Annotated in this window: 24 protein-coding genes and 1 tRNA gene; 13 read left to right on the top strand and 12 right to left on the bottom strand. The window is 35.7% G+C overall.

Going from position 1 to position 25,006, the window contains the following annotated elements:
* Positions 1-134 precede the first annotated feature (134 nt).
* Together HL290_RS00325 and HL290_RS00320 are read left to right on the top strand one after the other, a co-directional pair.
* Positions 135-1,271: a glycerate kinase gene (locus HL290_RS00325; RefSeq protein WP_198495283.1), complete on the top strand. Its 1,137-nt coding sequence runs from the start codon at positions 135-137 to the stop codon at positions 1,269-1,271.
* 58 nt (positions 1,272-1,329) lie between these two features.
* Complete coding sequence (locus HL290_RS00320; RefSeq protein ID WP_003650149.1) at positions 1,330-1,935, top strand: nitroreductase family protein; 606 nt, start codon at positions 1,330-1,332, stop codon at positions 1,933-1,935.
* A gap of 100 nt (positions 1,936-2,035) precedes the next feature.
* On the opposite strand, the gene HL290_RS00315 is transcribed toward HL290_RS00320, so the two are convergent.
* Entirely contained in the window at positions 2,036-2,590 is a 555-nt protein-coding gene (locus HL290_RS00315) for a TetR/AcrR family transcriptional regulator (RefSeq protein WP_198495282.1), read from the bottom strand.
* 704 nt (positions 2,591-3,294) lie between these two features.
* Here HL290_RS00315 and HL290_RS00310 point away from each other — a divergent pair.
* Both HL290_RS00310 and HL290_RS00305 read left to right on the top strand, forming a co-directional pair.
* Positions 3,295-3,615 (top strand): hypothetical protein, encoded by a 321-nt coding sequence (locus HL290_RS00310; protein ID WP_080758338.1) that lies wholly within the window; start codon positions 3,295-3,297, stop codon positions 3,613-3,615.
* 97 nt (positions 3,616-3,712) lie between these two features.
* On the top strand, positions 3,713-4,198 hold the full coding sequence (locus HL290_RS00305) for a hypothetical protein (RefSeq protein ID WP_198495281.1): 486 nt from the start codon (positions 3,713-3,715) through the stop codon (positions 4,196-4,198).
* Between the two features lie 204 nt (positions 4,199-4,402).
* Here the strand turns inward: HL290_RS00305 and HL290_RS18540 are convergent, their stop codons facing one another.
* The 4 genes from HL290_RS18540 to HL290_RS00290 all read right to left on the bottom strand — a co-directional run bounded on the left by HL290_RS18540 (position 4,403) and on the right by HL290_RS00290 (position 7,669).
* The gene (locus HL290_RS18540) at positions 4,403-4,789 is read right to left on the bottom strand and encodes a hypothetical protein (protein WP_320158881.1); all 387 of its coding nucleotides are present in this window, start codon (positions 4,787-4,789) and stop codon (positions 4,403-4,405) included.
* Between the two features lie 579 nt (positions 4,790-5,368).
* The gene (locus tag HL290_RS00300; RefSeq protein WP_198496367.1) at positions 5,369-6,097 is read right to left on the bottom strand and encodes a hypothetical protein; all 729 of its coding nucleotides are present in this window, start codon (positions 6,095-6,097) and stop codon (positions 5,369-5,371) included.
* Between the two features lie 138 nt (positions 6,098-6,235).
* On the bottom strand, positions 6,236-6,655 hold the full coding sequence (locus tag HL290_RS00295; RefSeq protein ID WP_198495280.1) for a hypothetical protein: 420 nt from the start codon (positions 6,653-6,655) through the stop codon (positions 6,236-6,238).
* A 300-nt stretch (positions 6,656-6,955) separates the two neighbouring features.
* On the bottom strand, positions 6,956-7,669 hold the full coding sequence (locus HL290_RS00290; RefSeq protein WP_003650142.1) for a DUF4882 family protein: 714 nt from the start codon (positions 7,667-7,669) through the stop codon (positions 6,956-6,958).
* 321 nt (positions 7,670-7,990) lie between these two features.
* Here HL290_RS00290 and HL290_RS00285 point away from each other — a divergent pair, with 321 nt between their 5' ends.
* Positions 7,991-8,296, top strand: a complete 306-nt coding sequence (locus HL290_RS00285) for a hypothetical protein (RefSeq protein ID WP_003650141.1) — start codon at positions 7,991-7,993, stop codon at positions 8,294-8,296.
* Positions 8,297-8,339: 43 nt separating this feature from the next.
* On the opposite strand, the gene HL290_RS00280 is transcribed toward HL290_RS00285, so the two are convergent.
* Positions 8,340-9,224, bottom strand: a complete 885-nt coding sequence (locus HL290_RS00280; RefSeq protein ID WP_005045712.1) for a LysR substrate-binding domain-containing protein — start codon at positions 9,222-9,224, stop codon at positions 8,340-8,342.
* A 150-nt stretch (positions 9,225-9,374) separates the two neighbouring features.
* Between HL290_RS00280 and HL290_RS00275 the strand changes: the two genes are divergently transcribed.
* The 6 genes from HL290_RS00275 (at position 9,375) to HL290_RS00250 (ending at position 13,976) form a co-directional block, all read left to right on the top strand.
* Positions 9,375-9,920, top strand: a complete 546-nt coding sequence (locus tag HL290_RS00275; protein ID WP_198495279.1) for a sugar ABC transporter — start codon at positions 9,375-9,377, stop codon at positions 9,918-9,920.
* Positions 9,921-9,923: 3 nt separating this feature from the next.
* Positions 9,924-10,250 (top strand): hypothetical protein, encoded by a 327-nt coding sequence (locus HL290_RS00270; RefSeq protein WP_127492810.1) that lies wholly within the window; start codon positions 9,924-9,926, stop codon positions 10,248-10,250.
* 19 nt (positions 10,251-10,269) lie between these two features.
* Positions 10,270-11,124 (top strand): MBL fold metallo-hydrolase, encoded by an 855-nt coding sequence (locus tag HL290_RS00265; RefSeq protein ID WP_198495278.1) that lies wholly within the window; start codon positions 10,270-10,272, stop codon positions 11,122-11,124.
* Between the two features lie 114 nt (positions 11,125-11,238).
* The gene (locus HL290_RS00260; protein ID WP_198495277.1) at positions 11,239-12,090 is read left to right on the top strand and encodes an alpha/beta fold hydrolase; all 852 of its coding nucleotides are present in this window, start codon (positions 11,239-11,241) and stop codon (positions 12,088-12,090) included.
* Positions 12,091-12,124: 34 nt separating this feature from the next.
* Positions 12,125-13,189 (top strand): hypothetical protein, encoded by a 1,065-nt coding sequence (locus tag HL290_RS00255; RefSeq protein ID WP_198495276.1) that lies wholly within the window; start codon positions 12,125-12,127, stop codon positions 13,187-13,189.
* A 43-nt stretch (positions 13,190-13,232) separates the two neighbouring features.
* On the top strand, positions 13,233-13,976 hold the full coding sequence (locus tag HL290_RS00250; protein WP_045429337.1) for a TSUP family transporter: 744 nt from the start codon (positions 13,233-13,235) through the stop codon (positions 13,974-13,976).
* 157 nt (positions 13,977-14,133) lie between these two features.
* On the opposite strand, the gene HL290_RS00245 is transcribed toward HL290_RS00250, so the two are convergent.
* The 4 genes from HL290_RS00245 to greB form a co-directional block, all read right to left on the bottom strand.
* The gene (locus HL290_RS00245) at positions 14,134-15,012 is read right to left on the bottom strand and encodes a MetQ/NlpA family ABC transporter substrate-binding protein (protein WP_198495275.1); all 879 of its coding nucleotides are present in this window, start codon (positions 15,010-15,012) and stop codon (positions 14,134-14,136) included.
* 467 nt (positions 15,013-15,479) lie between these two features.
* On the bottom strand, positions 15,480-19,478 hold the full coding sequence (posA, locus tag HL290_RS00240; RefSeq protein WP_198495274.1) for a delta-poly-L-ornithine synthetase PosA: 3,999 nt from the start codon (positions 19,476-19,478) through the stop codon (positions 15,480-15,482).
* A 337-nt stretch (positions 19,479-19,815) separates the two neighbouring features.
* Positions 19,816-19,905, bottom strand: a tRNA-Ser gene (locus tag HL290_RS00235).
* An 89-nt stretch (positions 19,906-19,994) separates the two neighbouring features.
* Positions 19,995-20,489, bottom strand: coding sequence for a transcription elongation factor GreB (greB, locus tag HL290_RS00230; protein ID WP_092709468.1), 495 nt, complete (start codon positions 20,487-20,489; stop codon positions 19,995-19,997).
* Between the two features lie 373 nt (positions 20,490-20,862).
* Between greB and HL290_RS00225 the strand changes: the two genes are divergently transcribed.
* Entirely contained in the window at positions 20,863-21,975 is a 1,113-nt protein-coding gene (locus HL290_RS00225; protein ID WP_198495273.1) for a transglycosylase SLT domain-containing protein, read from the top strand.
* 91 nt (positions 21,976-22,066) lie between these two features.
* Here HL290_RS00225 and HL290_RS00220 read toward each other — a convergent pair whose 3' ends face one another.
* Both HL290_RS00220 and ttcA read right to left on the bottom strand, forming a co-directional pair.
* Positions 22,067-22,450: an SCP2 sterol-binding domain-containing protein gene (locus tag HL290_RS00220; protein ID WP_198495272.1), complete on the bottom strand. Its 384-nt coding sequence runs from the start codon at positions 22,448-22,450 to the stop codon at positions 22,067-22,069.
* A 204-nt stretch (positions 22,451-22,654) separates the two neighbouring features.
* Positions 22,655-23,560, bottom strand: a complete 906-nt coding sequence (ttcA, locus tag HL290_RS00215) for a tRNA 2-thiocytidine(32) synthetase TtcA (RefSeq protein WP_003650120.1) — start codon at positions 23,558-23,560, stop codon at positions 22,655-22,657.
* Between the two features lie 504 nt (positions 23,561-24,064).
* On the opposite strand from ttcA, the gene HL290_RS00210 reads away from it, so the two are divergent.
* Positions 24,065-24,925: a lytic transglycosylase domain-containing protein gene (locus HL290_RS00210; RefSeq protein WP_198495271.1), complete on the top strand. Its 861-nt coding sequence runs from the start codon at positions 24,065-24,067 to the stop codon at positions 24,923-24,925.
* Positions 24,926-25,006: the final 81 nt, after the last annotated feature.

The raw sequence follows: 25,006 nt of genomic DNA, 5'->3' as shown, positions 1-25,006 counted from the left end.
GATAAAAACATAATTAACTTTATATTTTTCACAAATAGAAATGATGTGATGAACTGAAATTTACGTCATTTTAAGTAGGTTTTTATTGGTTTAAGCAGTATAAATTAATTGAAAAAAACAGATTTAGAGAACGTATGAAGGTTGTGATTGCGCCAGACTCTTTTAAAGACAGCCTGTCGGCTTTGGGCGTAGCGCAGGCAATTGCTCAAGCATGGCAAGAGGTTTTTCCTGAGGCCGAAACAATTCTATGCCCTATGGCAGATGGGGGTGAAGGGACACTTGAAGCAGTGTTAGAAGTCTGCAAAGGTGAATGGCGTGAAAAAACCGTAATTGGACCCTTAGGTAAACCTGTTCAGGCAAAATGGGGATGGTTAGAAACACAAAAAATAGCCATGATTGAAATGGCACAAGCCAGCGGCATACAGTTAGTTCCACCGTCAGAACGTGATGCCTGCCAAAGCACAACTTTTGGAACAGGCCAGCTCATTTTAGATGCTTTAGACGCAGGTGCAAAAGACATTATTTTAACTGTGGGCGGTAGTGCAACCAACGATGGCGGCACTGGTTTATTAACTGCATTAGGTGCACATTTATTAGACTCAAACCAACACGTTTTACCCGCAGGTGGCCTCGCTCTAAATAACCTGTCAAAAATTGATTTAACTCATTTCGACCCGCGCATTCAACAGACACGTTTTTTATTGGCTGCCGATGTTACAAATCCACTTTGCGGCCCAAACGGTGCATCTTATATTTTTGGTCCACAAAAAGGTGCTACCCCTGCTCAAGTACAGTTACTTGATCAAGCGCTTGCTCATTTTGCCGATGTCTCTGCACAACTTCTGGGTTTCGATAAAAGAGATGAAGCGGGTTCGGGTGCTGCGGGTGGTTTAGGCTTTGCAGCTAAAAGTTATTTAAATGCTGAATTTAAAGCTGGAGTCGAAGTTGTAGCTGAGCTCAATCAACTTGCTCATAAAATCTCTAGCGCAGATTGGGTCATTACAGGTGAAGGCAAATTTGACCAGCAAACCTTAAATGGCAAAACAGTTTTTGGTGTGAGTCGAGTCGCGAAAATGAAAAATGTACCTGTTATTGTGATTGCAGGTACTTTAGGCGAAGGCTACCAAGCGCTTTATGAGCACGGTGTTACGGCTGCTTTTTCACTAACAAATGGTCCAATCACATTAGAACAAGCCTGCGAACAAGCAGCAGAACTCATTTTCGAAAGAACAATCGATATTGCGAGATTAATTCAGTTTAATATGAAATAACCGCTAAAAATTACTTAGTTATCTTTAAAACAGTCAAACCAACAAATAGGAATGTCTTATGAACGTTATTGATGCCATTCAGAAACGTCGTGCTATTAAGCGCTTCGATCCTTCATTTCAACTCTCTGAAGAAAATAAACAACAGTTATTACATGAAGTTTTGGCAAATGCACCAAGTGCATTTAATTTGCAGCACTGGCGTCCTGTTGTAATTGAAGATGCTGAGTTAAGACAAAAAATTCGTACTATTGCTTGGGACCAGCCACAAGTTACAGAAGCATCATTACTAATTGTGCTATGCGCAAAAGTAAGCTCGTGGGAAGTCGATGCTAAACGTGTGTGGGATGGGGCTTCTCCGGAAGTTCAAAATATTATGGTTGGTGCAATTGATCAATATTACCGTGACCGCCCACAAACTCAACGTGATGAAGTTATGCGTAGTGCGGGTATTTTTGCTCAAACCTTAATGCTTCTTGCTCAAGAGCATGGTTTAGACAGTTGCCCAATGGATGGTTTTGACTTTGATGCGATGGCGAAGTTAATTAACTTACCTGAAGATCATGTGGTGTGTTTAATGATTGCAGTTGGTAAATCGGCGACTCAACCTTACCCACGTGTGGGCAAACTTCCTTTTGATGATGTAATTATTCAAAATACATTCTAAGGTTTTAGTCAGATTTTAGGCTTCCATACAATTCTATATTTTTTAATATGAATCGTTGGAAGCCTTCAATTTTGTATCATGATAAATCTGATTGTGAGTCCTATTTAAACTGGATCAGAAAATAATCTAATAATCTCTCCCTTTCCCCTGCCTTATTTGGGTCTAAAAGTTGAACCATCGCCCCATCAATCACAAACAAAAACATGTGCGCATCTTGTTTTAAAGCATTTTCATTGGTTGTTAAAAATAAATTATAGATTTCATTAATGAACCAGTTTCGATATTGAACGACCACCTGATACGCCTTGGGATGTGTTTTCGCAATTTCAAAAATGGCTTTAAAAGGCAAATGATAGAGTCCATCTAAGTCGGCATGTAAAAAGTAAATTTTGCGAAGCTTTTCAAGCAGGGTTAACTCTTTCTGAACATAGATGATTGAAATGACCTCTTGTTTAAGACCATCTTTTTGAAAGGTTAGGCTCATTTCAATCAGCCTTTCTTTTGAGTGAAAGTAGTTATAAAAAGTTGCTTTCGGAGTTTTCGAAGATTCAATAATGCGGTCTACCCCGACTTTATGAAAGCCGTATTTATTAAAAAGAAATCGGGAGGTATGAAGCACACTTAAAGCACGAAATGGGAGATCTGAATGTGGCATATTTTTACCGTTATAAATTAAATTTTTGTTGTATATAAATGAGATATAAAAACCGTTGCACTTTTTTTGGGAGAAAAAAAGGCATAGCAAAGCCGTAAAGACTGTGCTTGGCACATCTCAAGTTTTATTGTTGATTAAGTTTTTAGACGAAGCGATTTAAAGCCTAAAAAGCCCAATGGCCATCAAACTGCTTTTAAAGTTTAAGTCGTGTCGATATAGACTTTGGCAAAGGCTGCCAAGAAATTAAGAATGTGCAAAGCCAACTCCTTTTTATTGGGAGTTCTGCCAGACATTAATAGGAATTATGGTGGCAGAACGAAAGGGGGTTAGCAGACTGGCTCAAGACCCAGCACACCCGAAGGTGTCCCCCTTCCGTCCTACCGCAACAAAAGGGAGACGAACGAGTTCACATTAAAAAAACGAGTTTTTTCAATGCTCTTGAGTACGGTCTGCTAAAACCGACTGGCAATGTAGGCCAGCAGGCAAAGGATAGTGCTCTGCCCTTTTGCAGTCAAGCACACAAAATGACATTTGTTTTAAATTAGATCATTAAAAAGTAAGGATAAATAATGAGTGAGCTATTGTTAAATTGGGGTTTATAAAGGGGGAGATAATTGGCTTGGAAAGCCATTTAGGATAAGCAGAATTTTTAAATAAGGTGTATCTTATTAATTTTAGAATACCCTTAAAATATAGGTTATTGAATGTATCAAGAATATAAAAAACTTTTAAAAATTAGAAACTACTTTGTTGTTTTTACACTTTTTGGAATACCTTTTTTCTTATTTTGCATCTTTCAGCTTTTAACTTACTTTAATGTAAATATTTCAGTGATTACACTTATTTTAATTATAGTAGCTTTATTACTCATGCTTTTTAGTAACTTGTTTTTCTTGTCCAAAGATACTTGCCCTTGGTGTAAAGAGAGTTTTTTTACAGAAAGTTTCGGAATGAATGGAATAAGTCTTTTATTTAGAAAAAATTGCAAGACTTGCGGAATGCCAAAAAAATCAAAACATTCTTAATATTAAAATCTTATTTCATATAAAATGAAGAAGCATACTAATGATAGGTTACTCATATAAGATATATTATATGAGACTAAAAGGTGAATAAAATTAAATGAATGATGTAGAAAAATTTCAGTTCAAATTAGAGTTATTACTAAATTTAAAATCTGCCAAAGATATTCAAAAATGGGCTATAAATAGACTAGATAAAAACCCAGCAGATCTATTCGCTTTAGACATTTGCTTTTTCTCTAAAGATAATGAAGTTTTAGATTATTTTAATAAGATTAGTATTGCTGAAACTAACGTAGAACCTACTCTTAAGAAAAAAATTCTTTATGAAATATTAAAAAAATATACAGAGATAACACCCTCTACCGGATATTCAATAGAATTCATTTCTAATTTATTTGCAATATTAATAAAGATATCTAGATTTGCTGAAGATGAAGATTTATACGATTTTATAAATTATTATGATGATGAGTTATATTTGGCTTCAGAAGGTATATCTAAATTAGAATTAGATGAGATATGGCCTACTTTCTTGAAGGATCTTAAAAATTGGCTATCATTACAATTTGAGCTTATTTCATAGAATGACTACTCTCGAAATTAACATCCGTTAAGGAGGCTAAGTCGTATTTTTCTAACAACCTTCCAATTGATGCTCTAAATCATTTAGTATCTGTCCGCTCTCTGGAGTTAGACCTTTATTTAAAGGACTATAAATCAAAACAGCCTATTTATGATAAGCTGTTTTAAGCTAGAGAGATTTTTTATCATATGTAGTATGTTAATTTTAGGAGTAGTTTGAAAAGCGACTTCTAATAATCTTTGATTGTCTCTTTTGAAGAAAAATTAAAAATCCCCAATAACATAGACCAGGAAATAATATAAAAATAATAAAAGATATATCGGTATATATCATCCACCATTTTAGAGGTGCTTCTCCCTCCATAGATTCCATATAATTTATTTTTGGAGAAATTTCTCCTGTAAAAAGCCATCCTAAGAAAAAGAAAAATAGCGAAGTAATAATTACGGAACTAAGACAGATGGTCCACACGTTGAGATAATTATAATGATTTAAAAGAATGGAAAAAATAAAGCTAAAGGGTACAGTCAAAATACAATAAGCTAAATAAACAAGACTATAACCAAAAATACCAAGAAAAAAAGCAAAAATGTGATCTAAGTTAAATTAGACTTTATCCACATTCATAAATTTAAAAAATAAATGCCACAAAAGTAATGGCAATGGAGTAAGCAATAAAGCTTTTTTAATTTGTTCACTTGAGTATTTCATTAACTTGATGTTCTTATGTATTCAACAATCATATTGCGATTATATATATTATTAAAAAAGGTTAGCATCAAAAAATTCATGCTTACGCAATTATTTTTAGCTATCCTATCCTTATATGTAGTAGTTGGCATAAAGTTGATTTATCACGTTTATTACCTACAAATGAAGAGTGTTATTAGATCCTAAAAAAGCATAATCAAAAATAGAAATATGAATGACTGTGTCCCACATAAATTTTCTCAAATTATTAGAATTTTATAAGGATATATTAAGAGCTTTTCATCGTATAACATATTTATTTCAACACTAAATAATTTATAAACCTGTCTTTGCTGCAACCATCACACCAACTGTTTTTCTAAAAACTTAGAACTCTCTTTATTAATTATTCCAACAATGCATAAGACTGCCGACTTAATCTATGAAGAAGCCAAATAGAGCTTTTCAGTGAGGTTGAAACTAAGGTTTCTTTGGCGCAGTCCCAGTATATGCAGGGCTAACTTTAATTGGCCCCTGACCTTTTTCACATTCTTGAATACCCCACTCACTAGGGCGAAAACGCGCATTAGCTCCATCGGGTTCAGGTTTACCAAATTCTTTTTCAATATCGTAATCAATGAGTGGAATTTCAAGTAACACTATGTCTCCACGAGAACAGGCAATTGTAGGATGCTTTGTGTCGTAAACCCATTTACCATAACCATTTTCTTCCTTAGGATCAAAGCGCATGGCTGGACCTATATGCTGATCCCACGCTAATTCCATTCGAGGAGGCTCTATCGCAGTTACCCACATCCCTGCGACTTGTACAGGGTGAGGGAAACGTACAGCCTGTAATCCACGTAAACTCAGGGGTAATTGTGGCTCACCATTGTCAAAAGCATCATAACGACTAATTAAGCTCCCTTTGGGAATTAACAGTTCTCCATATTGCGCATCTTGAGATAAAACGAAATGACGGCGACTTTCCTTATAGTGCTGCTCAAGTGCGAACTCATACTTTACCGATGCAGTCATATAAAATAAATAACCTGCCCATAGGTCACATATCAATGCTAATAACAGAATGAATAATGTCTTTCGAGAAAAAAATATCACAGGCTTTTGTGCCTTCTTTCGCCAAAAGAATAGTGCTTTCACCAATAAACCTAGTGTTAGTACAACACCAATTAATGGAGCAATAAACAACAGAAAAATTGCAAAAAAGGAGAATGTTTGTACAGGTATCATAATTGTTAAATCTTTAACTTCATATTTTTCAAAGGTGGGCCGCCAAGAAAATTGTATATCCGTATTTAAAAAATAGACTTTATAATTTAAAGACTCTTATTTTATAGTTTTAGCATTTTCACACACTAAATTAAGCATAGCTAAATCATTATCACTACTAGCTTTCATTATTTCACCCTTTTTATCATTCTTGTACTTAAGTTCACCATTATTTTTATCACCGATCATAAAGTCTAAAATCTGTATCGTCTTATGTGAACAGTCGAAAGCCATGTGGTATTGTGCGATATTATCTTTATCAAACTCACCTGTATAAAATTTTGTTTCAGGTACACCAACTAGTTTTCTAGTGGCAGTAATTTTAAATTTACTTTTACTTGGTAAATAAAATTCGATTGAATCTAGTTCAAAAGCATAAGCGATATCCTCTTGTTGAAAATAAACTTCTTCTGCTTGAATACTATTTGAAAAAGCTGCACAGGTAGCGAAAATTAGGCTAAAAATTGTTTTTTTCATTTACTAGAACTCATACATGTTTTTCTGTTGCCTGATTTTATATAATTATAATATTCATTCATAGCTGAATTAAAAAAAATCCCTTTAAAATAGAACACTTATTGAAAATTTTACTGTATAAAACTAAAAAAAGGTAATATGGAAATTTCCTATACACATTTTAGTAAAAACCAAATTAGCAGTAAATGAGAATATAAAAATTATTTTATTTGATCCCCAACATAGACATGGATTATTCAATATATTAATAAAAACTACCTCACTAGAATGGTGAGGCAGTTTTGGATATATGTTTTACTTTTAAAGAGGTGTTCCACAAATATCTGTAGTGCCTGTTGGATAGGTAAATTGTAGTTTTGAATGATCAGATACTATTTCAAATGATATTTCTTTTCCAAGGGCACTAGAGTTGGAAGTATAAAACCCTTGTTCAATTGCTATACCAAACTTCATTTTGCTTAATGGAGTTGTATAACTCCATGTGTATCCTCTATCGACTCCATTTACAATATAACCAATTTTTTTAGTGAGTTGATTGTAATAAATCCCAACTCTAACTGTTTCATTTGCGAAAACTTCATTTTGTGTCTGAGTTGGGGTTATGTTTCCAGAAATAGAACTCATAAATAAATTTTGCTGTGAACCATACGCACTTCCAAAACTTGGAGCGGCAAAAACGATACCATCAAAATTACTTGTTCCCGTGATAAATCCTGAAGCTAGCTCATTTGAATTTAGATTTATTGGTTTCTTGAAAATATATTCAAAAGCAATAACATTAGACTGAGCAATATTGGTATCAGATTTAGTTTTTATCAGTGTTCCTATGCTTATATTAGCCAAAGCCTTAGTTAACACTTTCTGTCCAGTTATTGTTATATAGTTGCTTGGATTTGGTGTCCCTTCTGGTGTTTGTGAAGTGCTTGGATCAATCTCTAGATCACCAATTTTACATTCGGCCCAACTCTGTACACTGATAATTAATAAGCTAAGAATCAATATATTTTTTTTCATTATTTCACCTTAATTTTATTGTGATTTTTGATTGTATGGTAAAAATTTAATGTATAGAAATTTTTCAGATAAAAATGGAATTTTCCTATAGGAAAATATACTCCTATTTCTATGCCCTAGATTTTTTGTTTTATCCATTTATTTAAATATAAGCTAGTTAGAATTATCAAATAATAGATTTGGGATCTTTAACACCTATGCAAATTAGCGCAAGCCATCCATCTGTTATATATTTCGCTCCTGATACAAGATAAAATATACCGATATCTAGGAGAGTGTTCTCTCCTACACGCTATAAATAATAAGATTTAATGAGAAGTTATGGATAACTGGAAGCATATCATCACCGCCGTTGTTGTGACTATTGTTGCAACAATATTAATCCCTTTATTTTCAAGGTTTAATCCCCTAAAACTTTCTTTAGCTTGTTTCTTGTTTTCCACTTTAGGTTTTGGCGTAGCAGCTACCTATGGCCGTAAATCTAATAATCGAGGAGTAGATGGTGATTGGGGAGCACATGGGTTATGGAAAGAGATATTTAATTTAGAACTAGTAACTATCAGCGTAGGCGTGGGAGTTTTGATTACTCTTATACTTATGTTAGGAGTTTATTTTTCTAGGAAATAATATTCTTAAACTGACAAATAAAAAATTAATATCAGTCTACTTGTCATTTAATAATTTCTGTTTCGAGCCATTTTTCAAATATCATCAATATACTTTCATTGATACCTGTTTCAGGTGGTTTCACCAAACAAAACCTTTTCTTGAGTGATTTGGATTTTGGCCAAGGTGCAACCAAAAGCCCATTTTCCAACTCATTTTCAACATACATAGATGGAACGAGGGCAACCCCCAAACCTGCTAATGCTGCTGAAATCGCCATTTCATGAAGATCATATCGCACGCCTTGAGCAGGATGTTTAAATAAGATGCTATTTTCCGCTGCATACTCCTGCCACGCTTCAGGATTTTGACGCCGATGGATACGGGGTAATTGTAGCAATTGGCCCGTTAGCTCTTCGTCTGACAAAAGTGCAGGATGGCATACAGGAATTAAGCGTTCTTCAAGTAAAAATTGGGTACGCATACCCGCCCATGCGGGATGTTCAAAATGAATAGCGGCATCAAAACCACTCCCCGACAAAATAAAAGGATCAGTTCGAACGGAAATATTCACCGTAATATCAGGATATTTCTGCTTGAATTTCCCTAAACGAGGAATCAGCCAACGATTGGCAAAGGTAGGCAGTGCAGATATTTCTAGACTTTGGGTTCCTTCAGGTAAACCTTGGATATATTGCGTATCCCGATCCAATCGCTCAAGTGTTTCACGAACATGATGTGCATAGTTCGCCCCCATAGCATTGAGCTTTACCCGACTGCCAACACGATCAAATAATTTACAATTTAAAAATGATTCAAGACGGCCAATCTGTCTACTGATCGCACCCTCGGTCAATGAAAGCTCTTCGGCTGCACGAGCGAAATTACCATGCCTTGCTGCCGCTTCAAAAGCTTGTAAAGAACTACTACTCGGTATCTTTCTACGCATCGTTGCAACCTCAAAGCACCAAACACTTTAGTGAATAAATATCACTACATAATGAAATAATATCGTTTTATACTCAAGTAAATAGCCTTTAGCATGATTAAAAGTCAACAACTTGACGATTTTTTTAATTTTCATGCCGAGGTGATCCCCATGTTATATACCGTCGAATGCAGTTATACCGATGCAACAACTGAACATGAGTGGAATGAATTTTATAGTGTTGAGAAATTAGCTGCCCTCATTTCAGTAACTGGATTCATCACTTCACAGCGATTTAAAGCAATCACATTTGCCTGCCCTACTTATCTGGCTATTCATACTGTTCAAGATGAACACGTAATCAACAGTAATGAATATAAACAAAAAGGTGGCGGAAACTTCGCACGTTGGCAAACTAACATTACCGATTGGCATCGTAATCTCTATGAAGTTCAGGGCGTTGCACCTACGGTATCAGCAGATCAAGTTTTATTACTGAGTGCTCAAGTGCTGCAACTCGATAAAATAACAACTCCACCAAAACCCATACAAATGCAAGCAATAGGTTTAGACCAATCACCAAATTATCGCGTAGCTTATGTTTTATCACGTAGCCAAGCTGAACAGATTGCAAATACTGTTGATGTAGATCTCTATGAACCAATCACTATGCAAATGCAAAACTTATCCAATAATCAACTGAATCATGAGATTTAAAGTATGCCTAATCTTACTTTTTATGTTTCGAAAGAGCTGTTAGAACAAATTGAGGATGTCGTTGCGCTAACACAAGATTTTCAGTCTTTATGCGTTGAGCATCTCGGAGCTGAGGTGGAAAAGGTGCATATTATTTATATTTCGGTTCAATCAGGTTGTGGACATCCCATTTATGCTGAGTTGAGGTATCGCTTGTTAGCAAGCCGCTCTCCTGAAATGATGACTGCTTTTATGCACAAACTTGATCAAATTATTCAGAAATCTTTGGATGTTACATCCCGCATTCGATGTTTTGCTTATCCACCTGAACAGCTGTATGCCTATAATTAATAAGAAATCGGAGAGCTTAATGAATCATCAAGCACAGAAATCACATCAAATCGGTGATTTTTTAGTGACTGTTTTGAGTGATGGTGAAATGAACGTCAGTCTGGCACTTTTAGCTGGGATTGATGAAAAGTCTGCTGAAAAAATACAAACTGATGCAGGCGTAATTAATGCAGATCAAATTGACATTAATTGCTATCTAATTCAGAGCAATGGACACACAATTTTAGTCGACTCAGGAACAGGAGGGTTAAATCATGCAGGCGGTTTGCTATTAAGAAACCTTGCTCAACTTGGCATTGCTCCATGTGATATTGATACCATTCTCATCACCCATGCACATCCTGACCATATTGGTGGATTGCTGGATAATGAAGGAAAACCTGTTTATGAAAATGCTAAACTTTATCTGCATACTTTAGAGGTTGAATACTGGCAAAATGATTATGCCTTCGCACAAGCGACTGAACGAGGTAAGCGAAATTTTGATCTGATGCGTCATACCTTAAATGCATACGCACAATCCTTACACTTGTTTGATGGTCATGAATCCATTGCTGGTATTCGTCCGATCTTACTTGCTGGCCATACACCGGGACATACTGGCTTTCAGATTGGAGCAGGTGAAAGTAGCTTATTAATCTGGGGAGATATTGTGCATTTCCCCTATATTCAGTTAGATAACCCTAATGTTTCTATTGCCTTTGATTATGATTCAGATCAGGCAAAAATCACACGGAAAAAACTTCTGAAGCAAGTGGCAGAGCAAAAGCAATTGATCGCAGGTATGCATATCGGAAAATCAGGATTTGCATATATCCATTCTATGGAACAAAAAGATAGATATGAGATTTCATATTTAAATGAACCTCATTAACATAATAATAAATGCTCTATGAAATACAAAAAAGCCCCTGCTTTCGCAGAGGCTTTTGAAATTTTATTTTATAAATAATAAACTCCTTAACACTTCTATCAGGAACAATGAGTCATGCAAAAGCAGGATAAGATATCAATTGCTCATAAATATCTTTCTAATACCATTTCTAAAGTAACGAATTTCCCCATACATAAGCTAAAAAATAATAATCCTATCGAAAATGAAAGCTCTTTCTTCTTTGTACATGATTTTGGTACTTATGAATTAGAAGCCAAATTCAGTTATTGTGATGGTTTTCCCAAAAAAGTAGCTCTACTTATACATGGAGGTAACTCTGACTTAAGCTCTTTAAGTCCTTTAGAAGATCTACTTAGAAAGAAAAATATTGCAACGCTTTCATTTAATTTAAGTGGGTTAAATAGTACGAGTAAAACAAAATCATCTTTATCTCAAAATATAAATGAAAGTATTGCTTTTTACAGTCTCTTAAAAAAGGTAGATATTGTTATTGGATATAGTTTGGGTGGTTATATTGCAATTAATTTAGCAAAAAAATTTCAAATAGATCAATTAATTTTATTATGTCCAGCTATATATTCAGATCAAGCAGTAAACAAAATGTATGGAAATGATTTTAAGAATGAAATTTCTAAACCTTATAGTTTTTATTCATCATCAATTTGGAATTTTTTAATGGAGTATAAAAGAGAAGTATTAATCGTATATGGAGAGTTGGATGGAATAAAAACGAGTGATGGAAAGTCGAAAGGATTTTATGAAATTAATGGTATGACTCAGTATTCTCCCATTCCCTATGAGATAGTCCAAACATTTAAAAAAATTTCTATGCGAAAATCTAACTTTAATTTAATAATTGAGAAAGATAAAGATCATTACCTCTTAAAAAATATAAAAACTTATAATATTAAAAAAAATATTGATTTCTTAAAAAAGACACTCTAGTCTGTAGCAGAATTTTAATCACAATAAACTACCCATGAATCAAATAGTTAAGAACTTAGAAACTTATCACCTTCATCTTTCTTCCGAGATTTCTCATTTAATTAATGAAATGTCATATGAGTTGGCGTTATTAGGAGGTCCAGATTCTTTATTTGTTCAAGAAAAGATTCTAGCTTTTAAGGAAATACTAAGTACAAAGTTAAATTCATATGAAAAAAGTATGATAGAAAAATATATTCATAGAGAAATACCTTACCTAGTACTTGAAGGGTTAAATATTAAAAAATTAGATCGTAGTAAAATTGATATTACTCAATCAACTCAACTACCACCCCTTGAAATACTCGAAAAAGATATAGATATATTAACATTAGCTTCTTCTGAACAAATAATATTGGCACTCCTTGAGGAAGATGCTTTTGCATTTGATATTGATAATGTGGGTAAAATCGTTAGAGTTGTTGCAAACTTAAAAGGCGGTGGAGCTACAAAAATTGAAAATGAGAATCCTGATAAGAGTTCACATTCAGGTATAGAATTAACTGCACATACTGAAGCGCCCTACCATACAGTTACTAAAGTTGTTAATAATCACTCACCCGCTCCTTCTTCTTTAATTTTAACAGCAAGATGGAATCCCTTAAATGAACCTACAAGTTTAATTCCAATATCAAGAGTGTTAAGCCAATTAACTATTGAAGAGGTACTTGCTTTAACAACGGAAAGTTTTAATTTTACAAGAAGTGAAACATTTAATGAGGGCCAAGGATCTGGAGGAGAAAATGTTTCTATCCTAGAAGTAGATAAATATGGTTATAAAGCCATGAAATACAATTCATATAGATTCACTCCAAATGAGAATGCCTCTATAAAAATTAAAAATGCTTTTTATAAATTTGAATCAATTGTTCGAAAAACTAGTATTGTTGATTCTATTAATTTAAATCCTAATACCGTTTTAATTATTAATAATAGTTTATGCTTACATTGCCGAGATGTTATTAAAGATAACCGAAGAACATTAGTTCGTTTATTTGGTTATAGAAAAAATCTTGACTATATTGTACTGCAAAAAAATCCTCTTATTGTTAAAGGCTAATGAATTGAATTTTGAACTCCTACTTATCTTAGGCTTAGTGGCTATGGTAGCTGGATTTATTGATGCTATTGCAGGTGGGGGTGGCTTAATAACTCTACCTGCATTGCTCTTATCAGGTGTTCCTCCTGTATCTGCAATAGCAACCAATAAATTGCAAGCTGCCTCTGCAACACTTTCAGCAACCATTAGTTTCGCAAGAAAAGGACTCATCGAGTGGCGTAAAGCAATCCCTATAGCTTGTATGTCTTTTTTAGGTGGAATATTAGGGGCACTTTCAGTTACCCTCATGCCTAAAAATGTACTTTTAACTATCGTTCCAATACTTTTAATTTTAGTAGCCTTATATTTTATTTTTTCACCAAAACTAAGTGATGTAGATAAAAAACCACTTATTCCTTATTTTCTATTTGCAATTCTAGTTGCACCTTTACTAGGGTTTTATGATGGAGTTTTTGGTCCTGGAGTCGGGTCATTTTTCATAGTTGCATTTGTACTATTATTAGGTTTTAAGTTGGTAAGTGCCTTATCTTATACCAAGTTAGCAAATGTGGCTTGTAACCTAGGTTCTTTATCTATTTTCATCATTAAAGGATATGTCATTTTTCCAATCGCTTTAGTAATGGCTGGTGGAGCTTTTATTGGGGCTTCGATTGGCGCAAAATTTGCGGTAAGATTTGGATCAAGAGTAATTAAGCCTTTGTTAATATTGATAAGCTTATGTATGGCTCTAAAATTATTATTGGATCATAAGAACCCCATTTTCATATATTTTAGCCATTTCTTTTAATCTATTTATTACATTACTTGCATCTCAATAGCGTTTTTTCTAGAGGCTCTTAAGTCTGTTAAGAGCTCATTATTCTGAAACAGAACATACTATAGAAAAAGCTAAGCCCCGATTACCGAGACTTAGCTTTGGAAAATAATTTTAATTAAAAAATTACTTATTTGATGTCTGTAAACTCAGAAACAGGTTTGTTCACTTCAACTTTTGTACCTGCAAATTTTTCGCTCACAAATTTTTGTACTTTAGGTAAGTGGTAAAGTTCACCTAATTTCGTATAGATCGGGTCATTTTTATTCGCTTCAGCCACACCCAATAAGTTCACATAAAGCTTTGTAGACTGGTCAATAGGTTCACGGAAGATAGAATCTTTCAGTACGTTTAAACCGCCTTCAAGTGCCAATGTATTACCCAATACAATTGCATCAACGTCGTTTTTAACACGAACTGCTGTCGTCATTTGAATTGGTTTTAATTTTAAACCTTTAGGGTTTTCAGCGATGTCATTGGTCGTCCCTTTTACAGGGTCAAAGTCTGCTTTAAGTTTAATGAGTTTAGCAGACTGTAATAATGTTAATGCACGCGCTTCGTTAGCAGTATCGTTTGGAATCGCGATTGTAGCGCCTTGTGGGAACTCATCAACAGTTTTAACTTTATTTGCATAAAGACCCATTGGTTCCAAGTAAGTTGTCGCAACAGCAGCAACTTTAGCTGTATTTGAAGCATTGTAAGCTGCTAAATAGTTAAATGACTGGAACGCATTTACGTCTTGTTCGCCACTTGCTACAGATGTGTTCAACACAACGTAGTCAGTCAGGTTGGTCACTTCGAGTTTAATGCCCGCTTCTTTAGTCTCAGGAAGCGTTGCAACATATTTCCATACGTCAGTGTCTGAACCTGTTGAAACAAGTTTAATTGTGCGTACTGACTCAGTTTTGTCTTTAGCTGGTGCTGTATTTTCAGTTTGTGCAGGCTGTTTATTACATGCAGTCAGTGTGAGTACAGATGCGCTGAACAGGACACTAAATAATTTTTTCATAGATACATCCTAAAATAGGAAACGCCTACTCTTCAAAAGAATGAGGCATTCCCAACCATTGGGTCGAAATGCAATATTTGGCTGGAAGTAATTTCCAGATATATAAGGGTTTAGAAGCCTGAATTCAGCCTAATTTCTTCCTTGATCTTGCTCGCTGAACAATAGAATTATGTTTTGAATCAGTTTCTAAATATTGGATCATCATATATCAATAAGTGAATATTCTACAAATAACTTGTTCGATTTTGATATATAGACGTGCTCTTGGTAAAGCACTGAAAATAAAAAACATATTATATAAATAAAACAGTTTTGATTAAAATATATACTTATTTGATTTATATGAAATTTTCAGGATTTGTTAGCAATATTTAAGCTAACTATGACTGTAATTTATGCCGTATGCATAAAAAAGCCCCTGTTTTCACAAAGGCTTTTTTTAATTAGATGGTTAAACTTAAATTCAATTATTTATGAACCCAAGGCACAGCTGGCGAACCAATCCACGCAGATTTAGCAGGAATATTTTCACCTTTCATCACCAAAGTTAATGGTCCTAACACTGCATGGTGGCTAACATTGGCGTTATATAAAATAATACTACGTGAATTTACGACTACATCATTTCCAACATTGACCTGCCCAATTTTCATAATACGATCTTCAAACAAGTGAGTTTGTGGACCTGAAAAGCTATTAAATTCAGCACGATCACCAATGCTTACACAGTCAAATTCTGTGATATCAGCCGTATCCATGTAAACATCTTTACCAATTCGAACACCTAAAATACGCAAGAAGAATGGCAACATTGGCGTTCCTCTTAAGTAGTTTAAGAAGTTTGGAATGGCAACTGATTCATATAAGCTAGTAATCCCTTCACTTAACCACACAAACATGGTCCACATTGGCGCTGAACGTGGTTGATAACGTCCAATTAAAGTCCACTTCATCAATGCAACAATAATGAAACAGCCGACACCATAGAGCAGCCCTGCAATGGTTAATGCTAATAGTCCTTTCGCTATGCCGTAGTTATTAATAACATCAATAACGTCTAATACAATCATATAACCTACGCCAATTGCGAGTGCGGCTGGCAATACAACACGAAGTCCTTCAATAAAACCACGCATGAAACGGCGCTTGGCACTAGGTTTAAACGTTAAATGGTCAGGATATTTTTCAGCAGCTTCACGTGCAGGCAATAATAATGGCGGCGATCCAAACCAAGTTTGACCATCATACATTTCAAGGTTATCTGGTGTTTTTGACTGTACGCCAATTAAGACATTGTCTGGCAAGACAGTTCCATCAGCAATATAAGCACTATTTCCGACAAAGCTACGATTCCCGATTTTGGTCGATTTTAATGTCATCCAACCGCCTTTGATCTCTTCATCACCCAACAGTACAGCATCGGCAATAAAGCTTTCTTCACCCAAAGTCAGCATTTCAGGAATAACACCATTTGCGGTAGAAATTTCGGTATTTTTACCTACTTTTGCCCCTAACATACGAAACCATGTAGGCGCATAAATCGTAGCAAACAGGCCGTGCAATGTTTGTAAGCTTGTTTCTAAAATTTGAGATGCAAACCATTTACGATAATACGTGCTGCCATGAATAGCGTACGTTCCAATCTCAAGACGAGGCAGTGCAATTTTGCGTATCGCTGAAGAAATAACAGCAGTAATCATCATCATCATTGCACTAGCTGGAATCGCTAAAGCAAAATAATAAAGTGCGATTTGCAGATGGTTGTTCGGATTGATATTAAATACGTTTACATCTAACCAATCGACCAAAAGGAAACTTGGGAAAATTGGAATAAAGAACAAACAAGCAATAATTAATGCACTAACACCATAATATCCATATTCAGAAATTTTACGAATGAACGATAATTTAGGACGCTCTGGCATTTTATCATGCTCGTCCACATGCCCTATTTTCTTAGCTGGCGTACCATCCCAAATTTCTCCAGCTAGTACAACCGTGTCATATTCAATTGAAGTTAAGGCATTTACATGAGCTTGTTTTTCTAACACTGTATTTTCTTCTAATACAGCATACGAACCCACATAGCTATCTTGTTTAAGATGAATTGAACCCAACACCAAATGACCATGTTCGACTTTGGCATTTTCTAAATTCACTTGAGAGCCAATACTCACGCCATCTTCAACTGTTAATAAAGATGGCATGCGAATATGAACTGAACTAATGGTGACATCATGTCCAATTTTTGCGCCAAGTGCTTTTAAATAGAGGTTAAGTAAAGTTGAACCTGACAATAAATAAACTGGTGAAATATTGCTAATACGGTCTGCTAACCACCAACGGAAATAAGTCATTCCCCAAAGTGGATAACGTCCTGCACCAATGCCCAACATTAATAATCGTTTCACCGTAATTGAAAGTACAAAACTACTAATAATAACGCTGATATAAACCAGTAAAGACAACGCGATTGCATATGGAATGCTGTCTCGGGTTCCACCTGTAAAATAGTGATAGGTAAAGAATGGTGCTAACCACTGTAAAATATTAATCGAAATTAAAACTGGAATGGTCGCAAGCTGCGCAATACCACATAACCATTTATAAGTTTGATTACGCGGGTTGTCTTGCCCAATCTGGCTATCAAATAATGTTGGTTCTGGCTGTTCCAACATTAAAGCAGCAATTGCCCCCACTCTTCGGGCTTGATATAAGCTTTGAATTGTAAGATGGCTATATTTTTGATGTTCACGCAGGTTTGAAATTAAAACGGCTGCTAAAAGTGAATGCCCACCTAGATCATCAAAGAAATCCGAATCTAGTTTAATCGGCATGTTCGGAAACAGGCGATTCAAAATTTCAAATAAAATTTCTTCGGCTGGATTTTGCGGTTGATCAGATTCACTGCGGTCAATTACACTCGTAAGCGGTCTTATTTTTAACGCTTTACGGTCAATTTTTCCAGATAATAAACGCGGTACTTCTTCAATAATCTCAAAACGATTCGGCACCATATAAGGTGGTAAACGTTGAGCTAGAGTATGACGAAGTTGCTTAATTTCTATCGGTTGTTTGGCATCAAGCTCAGGTGCAATAAAACCAATAAGCTGATCAATTCCGTCTTCTTGACGTAGAATTACTGCTGCTGTGCCAATGCCGTCAATATCACAAAGTGCCGCTTCAATTTCACCGAGTTCAACACGGAAACCACGGATTTTCACCTGATCATCAGCACGCCCTAAGCAGTGGACTTGACCAAATTCATCAATTTTTGCCAAATCCCCAGTACGGTAAAGCAACTCTTCATCCGCACTCATTGCCCAAGGGTTTTCAATAAACTTATCAGCCGTTAAATCAGGTCGCCCTAAATAGCCTGGTGCCACACTCGGACCGAAAATACAGAGCTCACCTGTCTCACCTTGAGCCAGTAATTCTCTTTCAGCGTTAATGACTAACATGCCATAGTTTGGTAAAGGTTTACCAATCGTGACGGGTTTACCACGTTGTAATAGCTCTAAGCTTGCAGTAACCGTAGTCTCAGTTGGACCATAGGTATTAAACATTTGATGGTGAGGTAGTGCCCAACGGTCAACCAGTGAATCCGGGCACATTTCCCCGCCTAAGTTAATAATGCGTAAATTCGGTACATCTTCAGGAAATAAAGCCAGTAATGTTGGTACAGCATGCAATACTGTAATTTGTTCCTGCTTTAATGTTTGGCATAAACGTTCAGGGTCACTCACCAAGTTTTTTGGAGCAATCCATAATGTTGCCCCAACCAAATAAGAAAGCCAGATTTCTTCAAACGACATATCAAAAGCGACTGAAAAGCCTTGATAGACTTTGTCCTGTTCTTGAATCCCTAAAATACTGTTTTCACTACGCAGAAAGTGACAAATATTTTTCTGGGTAATCACAATACCCTTCGGCTTTCCAGTTGAGCCTGAAGTGTAAATAATATAAGCAGGTTGATCTGGTGTGGTTTTCGGTAAGCTTACTTCTTTAATAACCGGCTGTTGTAGCTCTGTGTTTGTCCATTTGGTTTGTGGCACTTCAGCTAAATGTTCATACCATTCATCTGTAGTAATCATGCCTACAGCTTCAGCATCTTCAAGACAAACTGCAATTCGGTCGGCAGGCGTATCCATATCAAAAGGAAGCCACGCTGCGCCACTCAAACAGATCGCCAGTTGTGCTTTTAAAAGTTCAATCCCCCTCGGCAGCCATAACCCGACAATATTCCCTGCTTTCACCCCATTTAAAGTCAGTTGTTGCGCCATTACTAAAGCTTGCTGATATAACTCTCCATAGCTCAGCGTTTTATTTGCTTCAATTAAAGCTGTTTTATCTGGGAGATTTTGAGCAGTTTGAATAAAAATATCGGCGAGTACTTCATCTTGCAAAAATTCGGGGTGAAATTTACCACGAATAATATTTTTCGAGCTTGTTACGCATTGGTTCATTTTTATAACTCTCTTTAAGTTTTTGATTTAACTTAAATACAGTCACGTTTGGATTTTTATGACTTATTAAAGAAATCAATTGTTAGGCAACAAATTAAAGAGTTGAACTTAAATGAAGATTAAAGATTTTATTTTAAGCGTAGAGAGTGAGTTATTAACTTAGAAGAACAATCGATTTTTATGCCTTATAAATCAAACTAGGACGACAATAAGGAAAAATATAGGCACGTGTTTCAATAAAATTTAAATAGCGTTATTCAAAATTGATATAAGCCGAGAAAATAAAAAACAGGCATAAAAAAAAGCCCTCGTCATTAACAAGGGCTTTTTAAGAATTTGGCGGAAGCGGTGAGATTCGAACTCACGGAGGACTCACACCCTCGTCGGTTTTCAAGACCGGTGCATTAAACCGCTCTGCCACGCTTCCAACGAGCGCTATAATATAAATAAAAACACAAGTTGGCAAATCTTTTATTTAACTTTCAATTCAAACGATCAAAATAAATACAAATTAATTTAGTTTTCTGGGTTTTCGCTCTTTTCATAGCGAATTGTATTGATATACCAAAGCTTTTTCCCAGATGGCGTGTGTACTTCAATCTCATCATCTACTTCTTTACCAAGCAGTGCGCGAGCCATAGGCGATTCAATCGAAATATGCTGTGGGTGATGATCATAAATTTCATCAATCCCTACAATACGTAAAGTTTTTTGCTCACCCTCTTCATTTTCAATCTCGACCCAAGCGCCGAAATAAACTTTACCGGCTTGCTCAGGGGAGTAATCAATGATTTTTAATTCTTCTAAACGCTTTCCTAAATAACGTACTCGTCGATCAATTTTTCTAAGTAGCTGCTTGTTGTACTGATAATCTGCATTTTCACTGCGATCACCCAAGCTTGCAGCCCAATTCACTTTCTTTGTGATTTCCGGTCTTTCTTCATGCCAAAGTTGTTTTAATTCAGCAACTAATTTGTCATGCCCTGATCGGGTGATTAAGTTAGATTTCATGATTAAAAACCACTGTTCAACAACATATCGCTTACAAGATGTAGCATTTTATACCCTATTTTCTCATATCAGAAGTGTATAAATTTTCTTCCTTAAGAAATTCATGTGTTTATGATGATATATCGAATATTTAATTGTACGAAATTTGACAATACTTTTTTTCAATACTATGATGCGCGCAGATTAAATGTTGAGCATTTTTTAACCTTTTAGAAAACTATGTAGATTTTCTACACAGTTTGTTTTTTTCATTTCATGTCATTTTGAATGACGTCATGACTGCCCACCCCTTATTGAATTTATCAACTTTTAAAAAGTTATGGCAGCTTATTGTCTGACTTTTTGGGCATAAATTATCTGTAGCGGAGACAACATGCACAGTAATTCAAGTTCAGGGTCGAGGCTTTGCCTTAACTCTTTATTTTCTTCTCTCCCGTTAAAAGCACTTGCACTCAGTACTATGCTTTTTCCATTTCATAGTATTAATGCAGGAAAAACCCTACAGTACAATACTGTAGTAAATACAAACACTCTAACTGTTGTTGCGGTAGAAAGCCCGACAACCGTTTTCAAAGAAGATCAGTTTTTACATGGTTTTGGTTACGACTTAGCACGTAACTATGCACAAAGCCTTAATGTAAAGCTGGACTTTAAAATCGTGGCAGACAATGCCACTGCACTTAGATGGGTTCAGCAAGGTAAAGCAAACTTTGCGATGACTACCGCAGGTTTAAGTACCATCGAGAACAAAGGTTTAATGTCCTTTTCTGCAAGTTGTGGTGACACAGTCAATTTGCAAAAAAACGGTTTAAATTCTGAGTTAAGCTGGGTGTTTAAACAAGCTGATGATCCTCTTACCCAGACTGCTAGTGGCTTTGTATGCCAAAGTAAGCAAAATGGTGTGACTCAGCAACTCGCTTCTTTCTATAATCGTAATGTGGTGAAACCAGAAGCTTGGTCAACCATTCAACGTGACTTAACGACGCGTTTACCGATTTATAAAGCGAGCTTTAAACAAAGTGCAGCTAAATACGATCTCGACTGGCATTTACTTGCCGCAATTGGTTATCAAGAATCATATTTAAAGCCAGAATCTGTTTCTCCCACAGGTGTTCGTGGCTTAATGATGCTGACCAATAGCACTGCTCGAGCAATGGGTGTGAGCAATCGTAGTGATCCAGCTCAAAGCATTCAAGGTGGAGCAAAGTATTACGACCAGATGTTAAGTGAATATGATGATATTCCCTTCCCTGATCGGAACTGGTATGCGCTGGTGGCCTATAATATGGGACCTGGTGCGGTAAACCAGATTCAGAAGCGCTTGCAGGCACAAGGGAAAGATCCAAATCAGTGGGTTAATCTCTACAATTATTTGCAAAGTAATAAAACGCGTAATGGTCGATATAAGCAAGCGGTTCAATATGTCACTCGTATTCGTGCTTATCTTGAACATATCAAAACGGCGCAAACACGAATCAATATCTAATTTTTATTGTTTAAAAGTTGATAAATTCATTGTTTGTATAAATAAAAAGCTTACCTCTATGGGTAAGCTTTTTATATGAATTCTTTGAAATTTAAGCTGTTTGATCTAACACTTTCTTAAATAAATCTTTTTGTTCTTGGCTTGGCTTAGCTGTTTGTAAAGCCATCAATTGAGACATATCGCCTTGAACTTTAATTTTACCAGTCATGAATGCCTGCATAGCAGCAGCCATATCAAACTCTAAGAATACTTTACGTAAAGTTTCAGCATCCATGTTTAAAGTTGTTTTGGCATTTGAAGACAAACCTTTTTTGATTTTACCCCCATCTAAAGCTAATTCGGTATTTCCAGAAGCATCTGTAACTACTAAATTAATTGCCAAATTCGCAAGAGCAGGTGGCAAATTAAGATCCCCTGCTTCAGCAGTTAATTTTTCGACAGTAGCAAACCAATCTTCAGTTAAAAATGCAGGCATGATTCTTCCTCAAATTTATTTGTTCAATTTCTCTAGTTGCCTATCCAGACAACATCATGTGAAGCAATTCTGCTTGAGCGTTGTTATAGCATGTAATTTAAATTTAGGGCTATGACTTTTTGTACGGAACATTCATTTTTTAGTATTTTGATACATTAAAGGCACTTGTTTATAAAGTGCCTTTAATTGACTTATCAAGTAGTTTTACTCAGCAGCAAAACTTAAGTTCACAACATCTAAGCGATTCTTAAGCTCTTCTGGATCTTTAAAATCCAGCTCGCGCTGAGAATCTAGGGCTTCGAAGTCAAACAGTTCACGGTCCGCTAACTGAGACGGAGATACGTTTTGTAACGCACCAAAAATGCTGTGTAAGCGTTTCGGATATTGTTTATCCCAGTCACGTAGCATTTCATTCAGCATGGCACGCTGTAAGTTTTCCTGCGAGCCACAAAGGTTACATGGAATGATTGGGAACTGACGCAACTCGGCATATTTGATGATGTCTTTTTCTTCAACATATGCCAATGGACGAATCAGAATATTCTTCTTATCTGATGATAAAAGCTTTGGAGGCATCGCCTTTAAACTGCCACCATGAAACAGATTTAAGAAGAACGTTGCAAGAATGTCATCGCGGTGATGTCCTAAAGCAACTTTAGTCGCACCAATTTCTTGTGCAAAGCCATACAAAGAACCACGACGCAAACGCGAACATACTGCACAGTAGGTTTTACCTTCCGGTGTTAAACGCTTAGTAATGGTATAGGTGTCTTTTTCTAAAATGTAATATGGAATGTTATTTTCTTCCATATAACGAGGTAAGACATCTTCAGGAAAGCCTGGTTGCTTTTGGTCAAGGTTAACCGCAACAACATCAAAATTGATTGGTGCAATACGTTTAAACTGCAACATGATATCGAGCAAGGTATAACTGTCTTTACCACCAGACACACACACCATGACCTTATCGCCCTCTTCAAGCATATTGAAGTCACGAATAGCATGCCCAACTTGACGGCGAAGCTTCTTGAGCAAACGGTAATAGGCCGAGCTTGTTGGAAGTTCAGGCTTAAAATTAAATCCCTGATTAGACTCAACTGGCGCGTACATAGACGAGATATACCCATAAATAAAAATACCGCGCAATTTTATATGATTCGGACGAGAATCGCATCAAAAGAATAGTTTCAATTCTTGAAGTCGTCACATTGCTCCTGCATGATACAAAAGTCGTGTTCTATTTTGACTAGCGCGTTCAAAATTTGTGCAAAGTGCTTACTTTTTGGACTTTTCCACAGTTTTCCACAAAACCTGTGGATAAAATTGTGGATTTCTTCGTACTTGACAAACTGTTTAGACCTTCTGTTAAGGGTTTTATTTAAATTGATCATTTTTTAACCAATGTTTTTTGCTGTTAAATATCAACATGTTAGTCAAGTCAATAGAATCATTTTAAAAATAATTTTTAATTTTTTTTGATGAGCATTCGAACAAAACAGCTTGATTTTTTGAAAGAGTCGAAATAAAAAAAATTACACAAAAGTTCTTTCTGTAATATTTTTTGATAAACTCTTCGACAAGTTTTGAATATCTTAAAATTGTGAATAACATAAAATGAAAAAACCGGTTCAATTTCTTTTTTCTTGTTTACTGGGGATGACCACTTTTTCAGTTGGTATAACTTCGAGTTCAGCAGGCCAAATGTATATTTACCAAGATAAAAATGGTAGTACATTACTGACGAATCGAAAAAGTTATGATCAATCACTTAAAAAAGTAAAAGTGACCTATTACCCTGACAGTAATATTCATAGTTATACGAACTGGGGAGCCTCAGAGGCCTCTGTTCTACCAAGCTACAATAAAAATAAAAACGCTTTTGACCACATTATTAAACAGGCTGCACAGCAACACGGCGTATCTGAGGGCTTAATTAAGGCCGTCATGCATACCGAGTCAGGATTTAATGTAAATGCTCGCTCTCCTGTGGGTGCACAAGGTCTTATGCAGCTTATGCCTGCAACTGCACGTCGATTTAACGTGACCAATGCCTTCGATGCTCAACAAAATATTTTTGCAGGTGCAAAATATTTAAGCTGGTTGCTCAAGCGTTTTCGTGGCAATACACAAATGGCACTTGCTGCTTATAATGCAGGTGAAGGTAATGTTGATAAATACGGCGGTATTCCACCTTTTCGTGAAACACAAGATTACGTGCGCCGTGTAACCAGTCGATATCAAAACTTATATTCATCTGGTTCAGGTTTTTCATCTTTTACTAATACTTCTGCACAAGTCTCTTCTCAATCTTCTAATTTAACGGACAACACAACAGCTCAAATAGCAGCGCCAGCACCTAAATATTCCTCTTCTCGTCAAATTGTGACTTTATCTAATGGGACATTTACTGATGCACCTACGGGTACTTATGTCACGAACAATGCCACTGCTATTGCACATATTCGAATTGAATAAAAACTTTTAGTGACGGATCTATTTCCTCAAGTTCCTGTGCTTTAAATTGTAATGATCTATTACCTGATCCTTACCATTTAG

Source organism: Acinetobacter sp. AC1-2 (genome assembly GCF_016124155.1).
In the GTDB taxonomy this organism is placed as follows: Bacteria; Pseudomonadota; Gammaproteobacteria; order Pseudomonadales; family Moraxellaceae; genus Acinetobacter; species Acinetobacter calcoaceticus.
This window is presented reverse-complemented; position numbering and strand designations above follow the sequence as displayed.

Bases quoted from the DNA above. Each gene is read 5' to 3' on its own strand.
- HL290_RS00325 (WP_198495283.1), top strand. From the start codon at position 135: ATGAAGGTTGTGATTGCGCCAGACTCTTTTAAAGACAGCCTGTCGGCT.
- HL290_RS00320 (WP_003650149.1), top strand. From the start codon at position 1,330: ATGAACGTTATTGATGCCATTCAGAAACGTCGTGCTATTAAGCGCTTC.
- HL290_RS00315 (WP_198495282.1), bottom strand. From the start codon at position 2,590: ATGCCACATTCAGATCTCCCATTTCGTGCTTTAAGTGTGCTTCATACC.
- HL290_RS00310 (WP_080758338.1), top strand. From the start codon at position 3,295: ATGTATCAAGAATATAAAAAACTTTTAAAAATTAGAAACTACTTTGTT.
- HL290_RS00305 (WP_198495281.1), top strand. From the start codon at position 3,713: ATGAATGATGTAGAAAAATTTCAGTTCAAATTAGAGTTATTACTAAAT.
- HL290_RS00295 (WP_198495280.1), bottom strand. From the start codon at position 6,655: ATGAAAAAAACAATTTTTAGCCTAATTTTCGCTACCTGTGCAGCTTTT.
- HL290_RS00290 (WP_003650142.1), bottom strand. From the start codon at position 7,669: ATGAAAAAAAATATATTGATTCTTAGCTTATTAATTATCAGTGTACAG.
- HL290_RS00285 (WP_003650141.1), top strand. From the start codon at position 7,991: ATGGATAACTGGAAGCATATCATCACCGCCGTTGTTGTGACTATTGTT.
- HL290_RS00280 (WP_005045712.1), bottom strand. From the start codon at position 9,224: ATGCGTAGAAAGATACCGAGTAGTAGTTCTTTACAAGCTTTTGAAGCG.
- HL290_RS00275 (WP_198495279.1), top strand. From the start codon at position 9,375: ATGTTATATACCGTCGAATGCAGTTATACCGATGCAACAACTGAACAT.
- HL290_RS00270 (WP_127492810.1), top strand. From the start codon at position 9,924: ATGCCTAATCTTACTTTTTATGTTTCGAAAGAGCTGTTAGAACAAATT.
- HL290_RS00265 (WP_198495278.1), top strand. From the start codon at position 10,270: ATGAATCATCAAGCACAGAAATCACATCAAATCGGTGATTTTTTAGTG.
- HL290_RS00260 (WP_198495277.1), top strand. From the start codon at position 11,239: ATGCAAAAGCAGGATAAGATATCAATTGCTCATAAATATCTTTCTAAT.
- HL290_RS00255 (WP_198495276.1), top strand. From the start codon at position 12,125: ATGAATCAAATAGTTAAGAACTTAGAAACTTATCACCTTCATCTTTCT.
- HL290_RS00250 (WP_045429337.1), top strand. From the start codon at position 13,233: ATGGTAGCTGGATTTATTGATGCTATTGCAGGTGGGGGTGGCTTAATA.
- HL290_RS00245 (WP_198495275.1), bottom strand. From the start codon at position 15,012: ATGAAAAAATTATTTAGTGTCCTGTTCAGCGCATCTGTACTCACACTG.
- posA (WP_198495274.1), bottom strand. From the start codon at position 19,478: ATGAACCAATGCGTAACAAGCTCGAAAAATATTATTCGTGGTAAATTT.
- greB (WP_092709468.1), bottom strand. From the start codon at position 20,489: ATGAAATCTAACTTAATCACCCGATCAGGGCATGACAAATTAGTTGCT.
- HL290_RS00225 (WP_198495273.1), top strand. From the start codon at position 20,863: ATGCACAGTAATTCAAGTTCAGGGTCGAGGCTTTGCCTTAACTCTTTA.
- HL290_RS00220 (WP_198495272.1), bottom strand. From the start codon at position 22,450: ATGCCTGCATTTTTAACTGAAGATTGGTTTGCTACTGTCGAAAAATTA.
- ttcA (WP_003650120.1), bottom strand. From the start codon at position 23,560: ATGTACGCGCCAGTTGAGTCTAATCAGGGATTTAATTTTAAGCCTGAA.
- HL290_RS00210 (WP_198495271.1), top strand. From the start codon at position 24,065: ATGAAAAAACCGGTTCAATTTCTTTTTTCTTGTTTACTGGGGATGACC.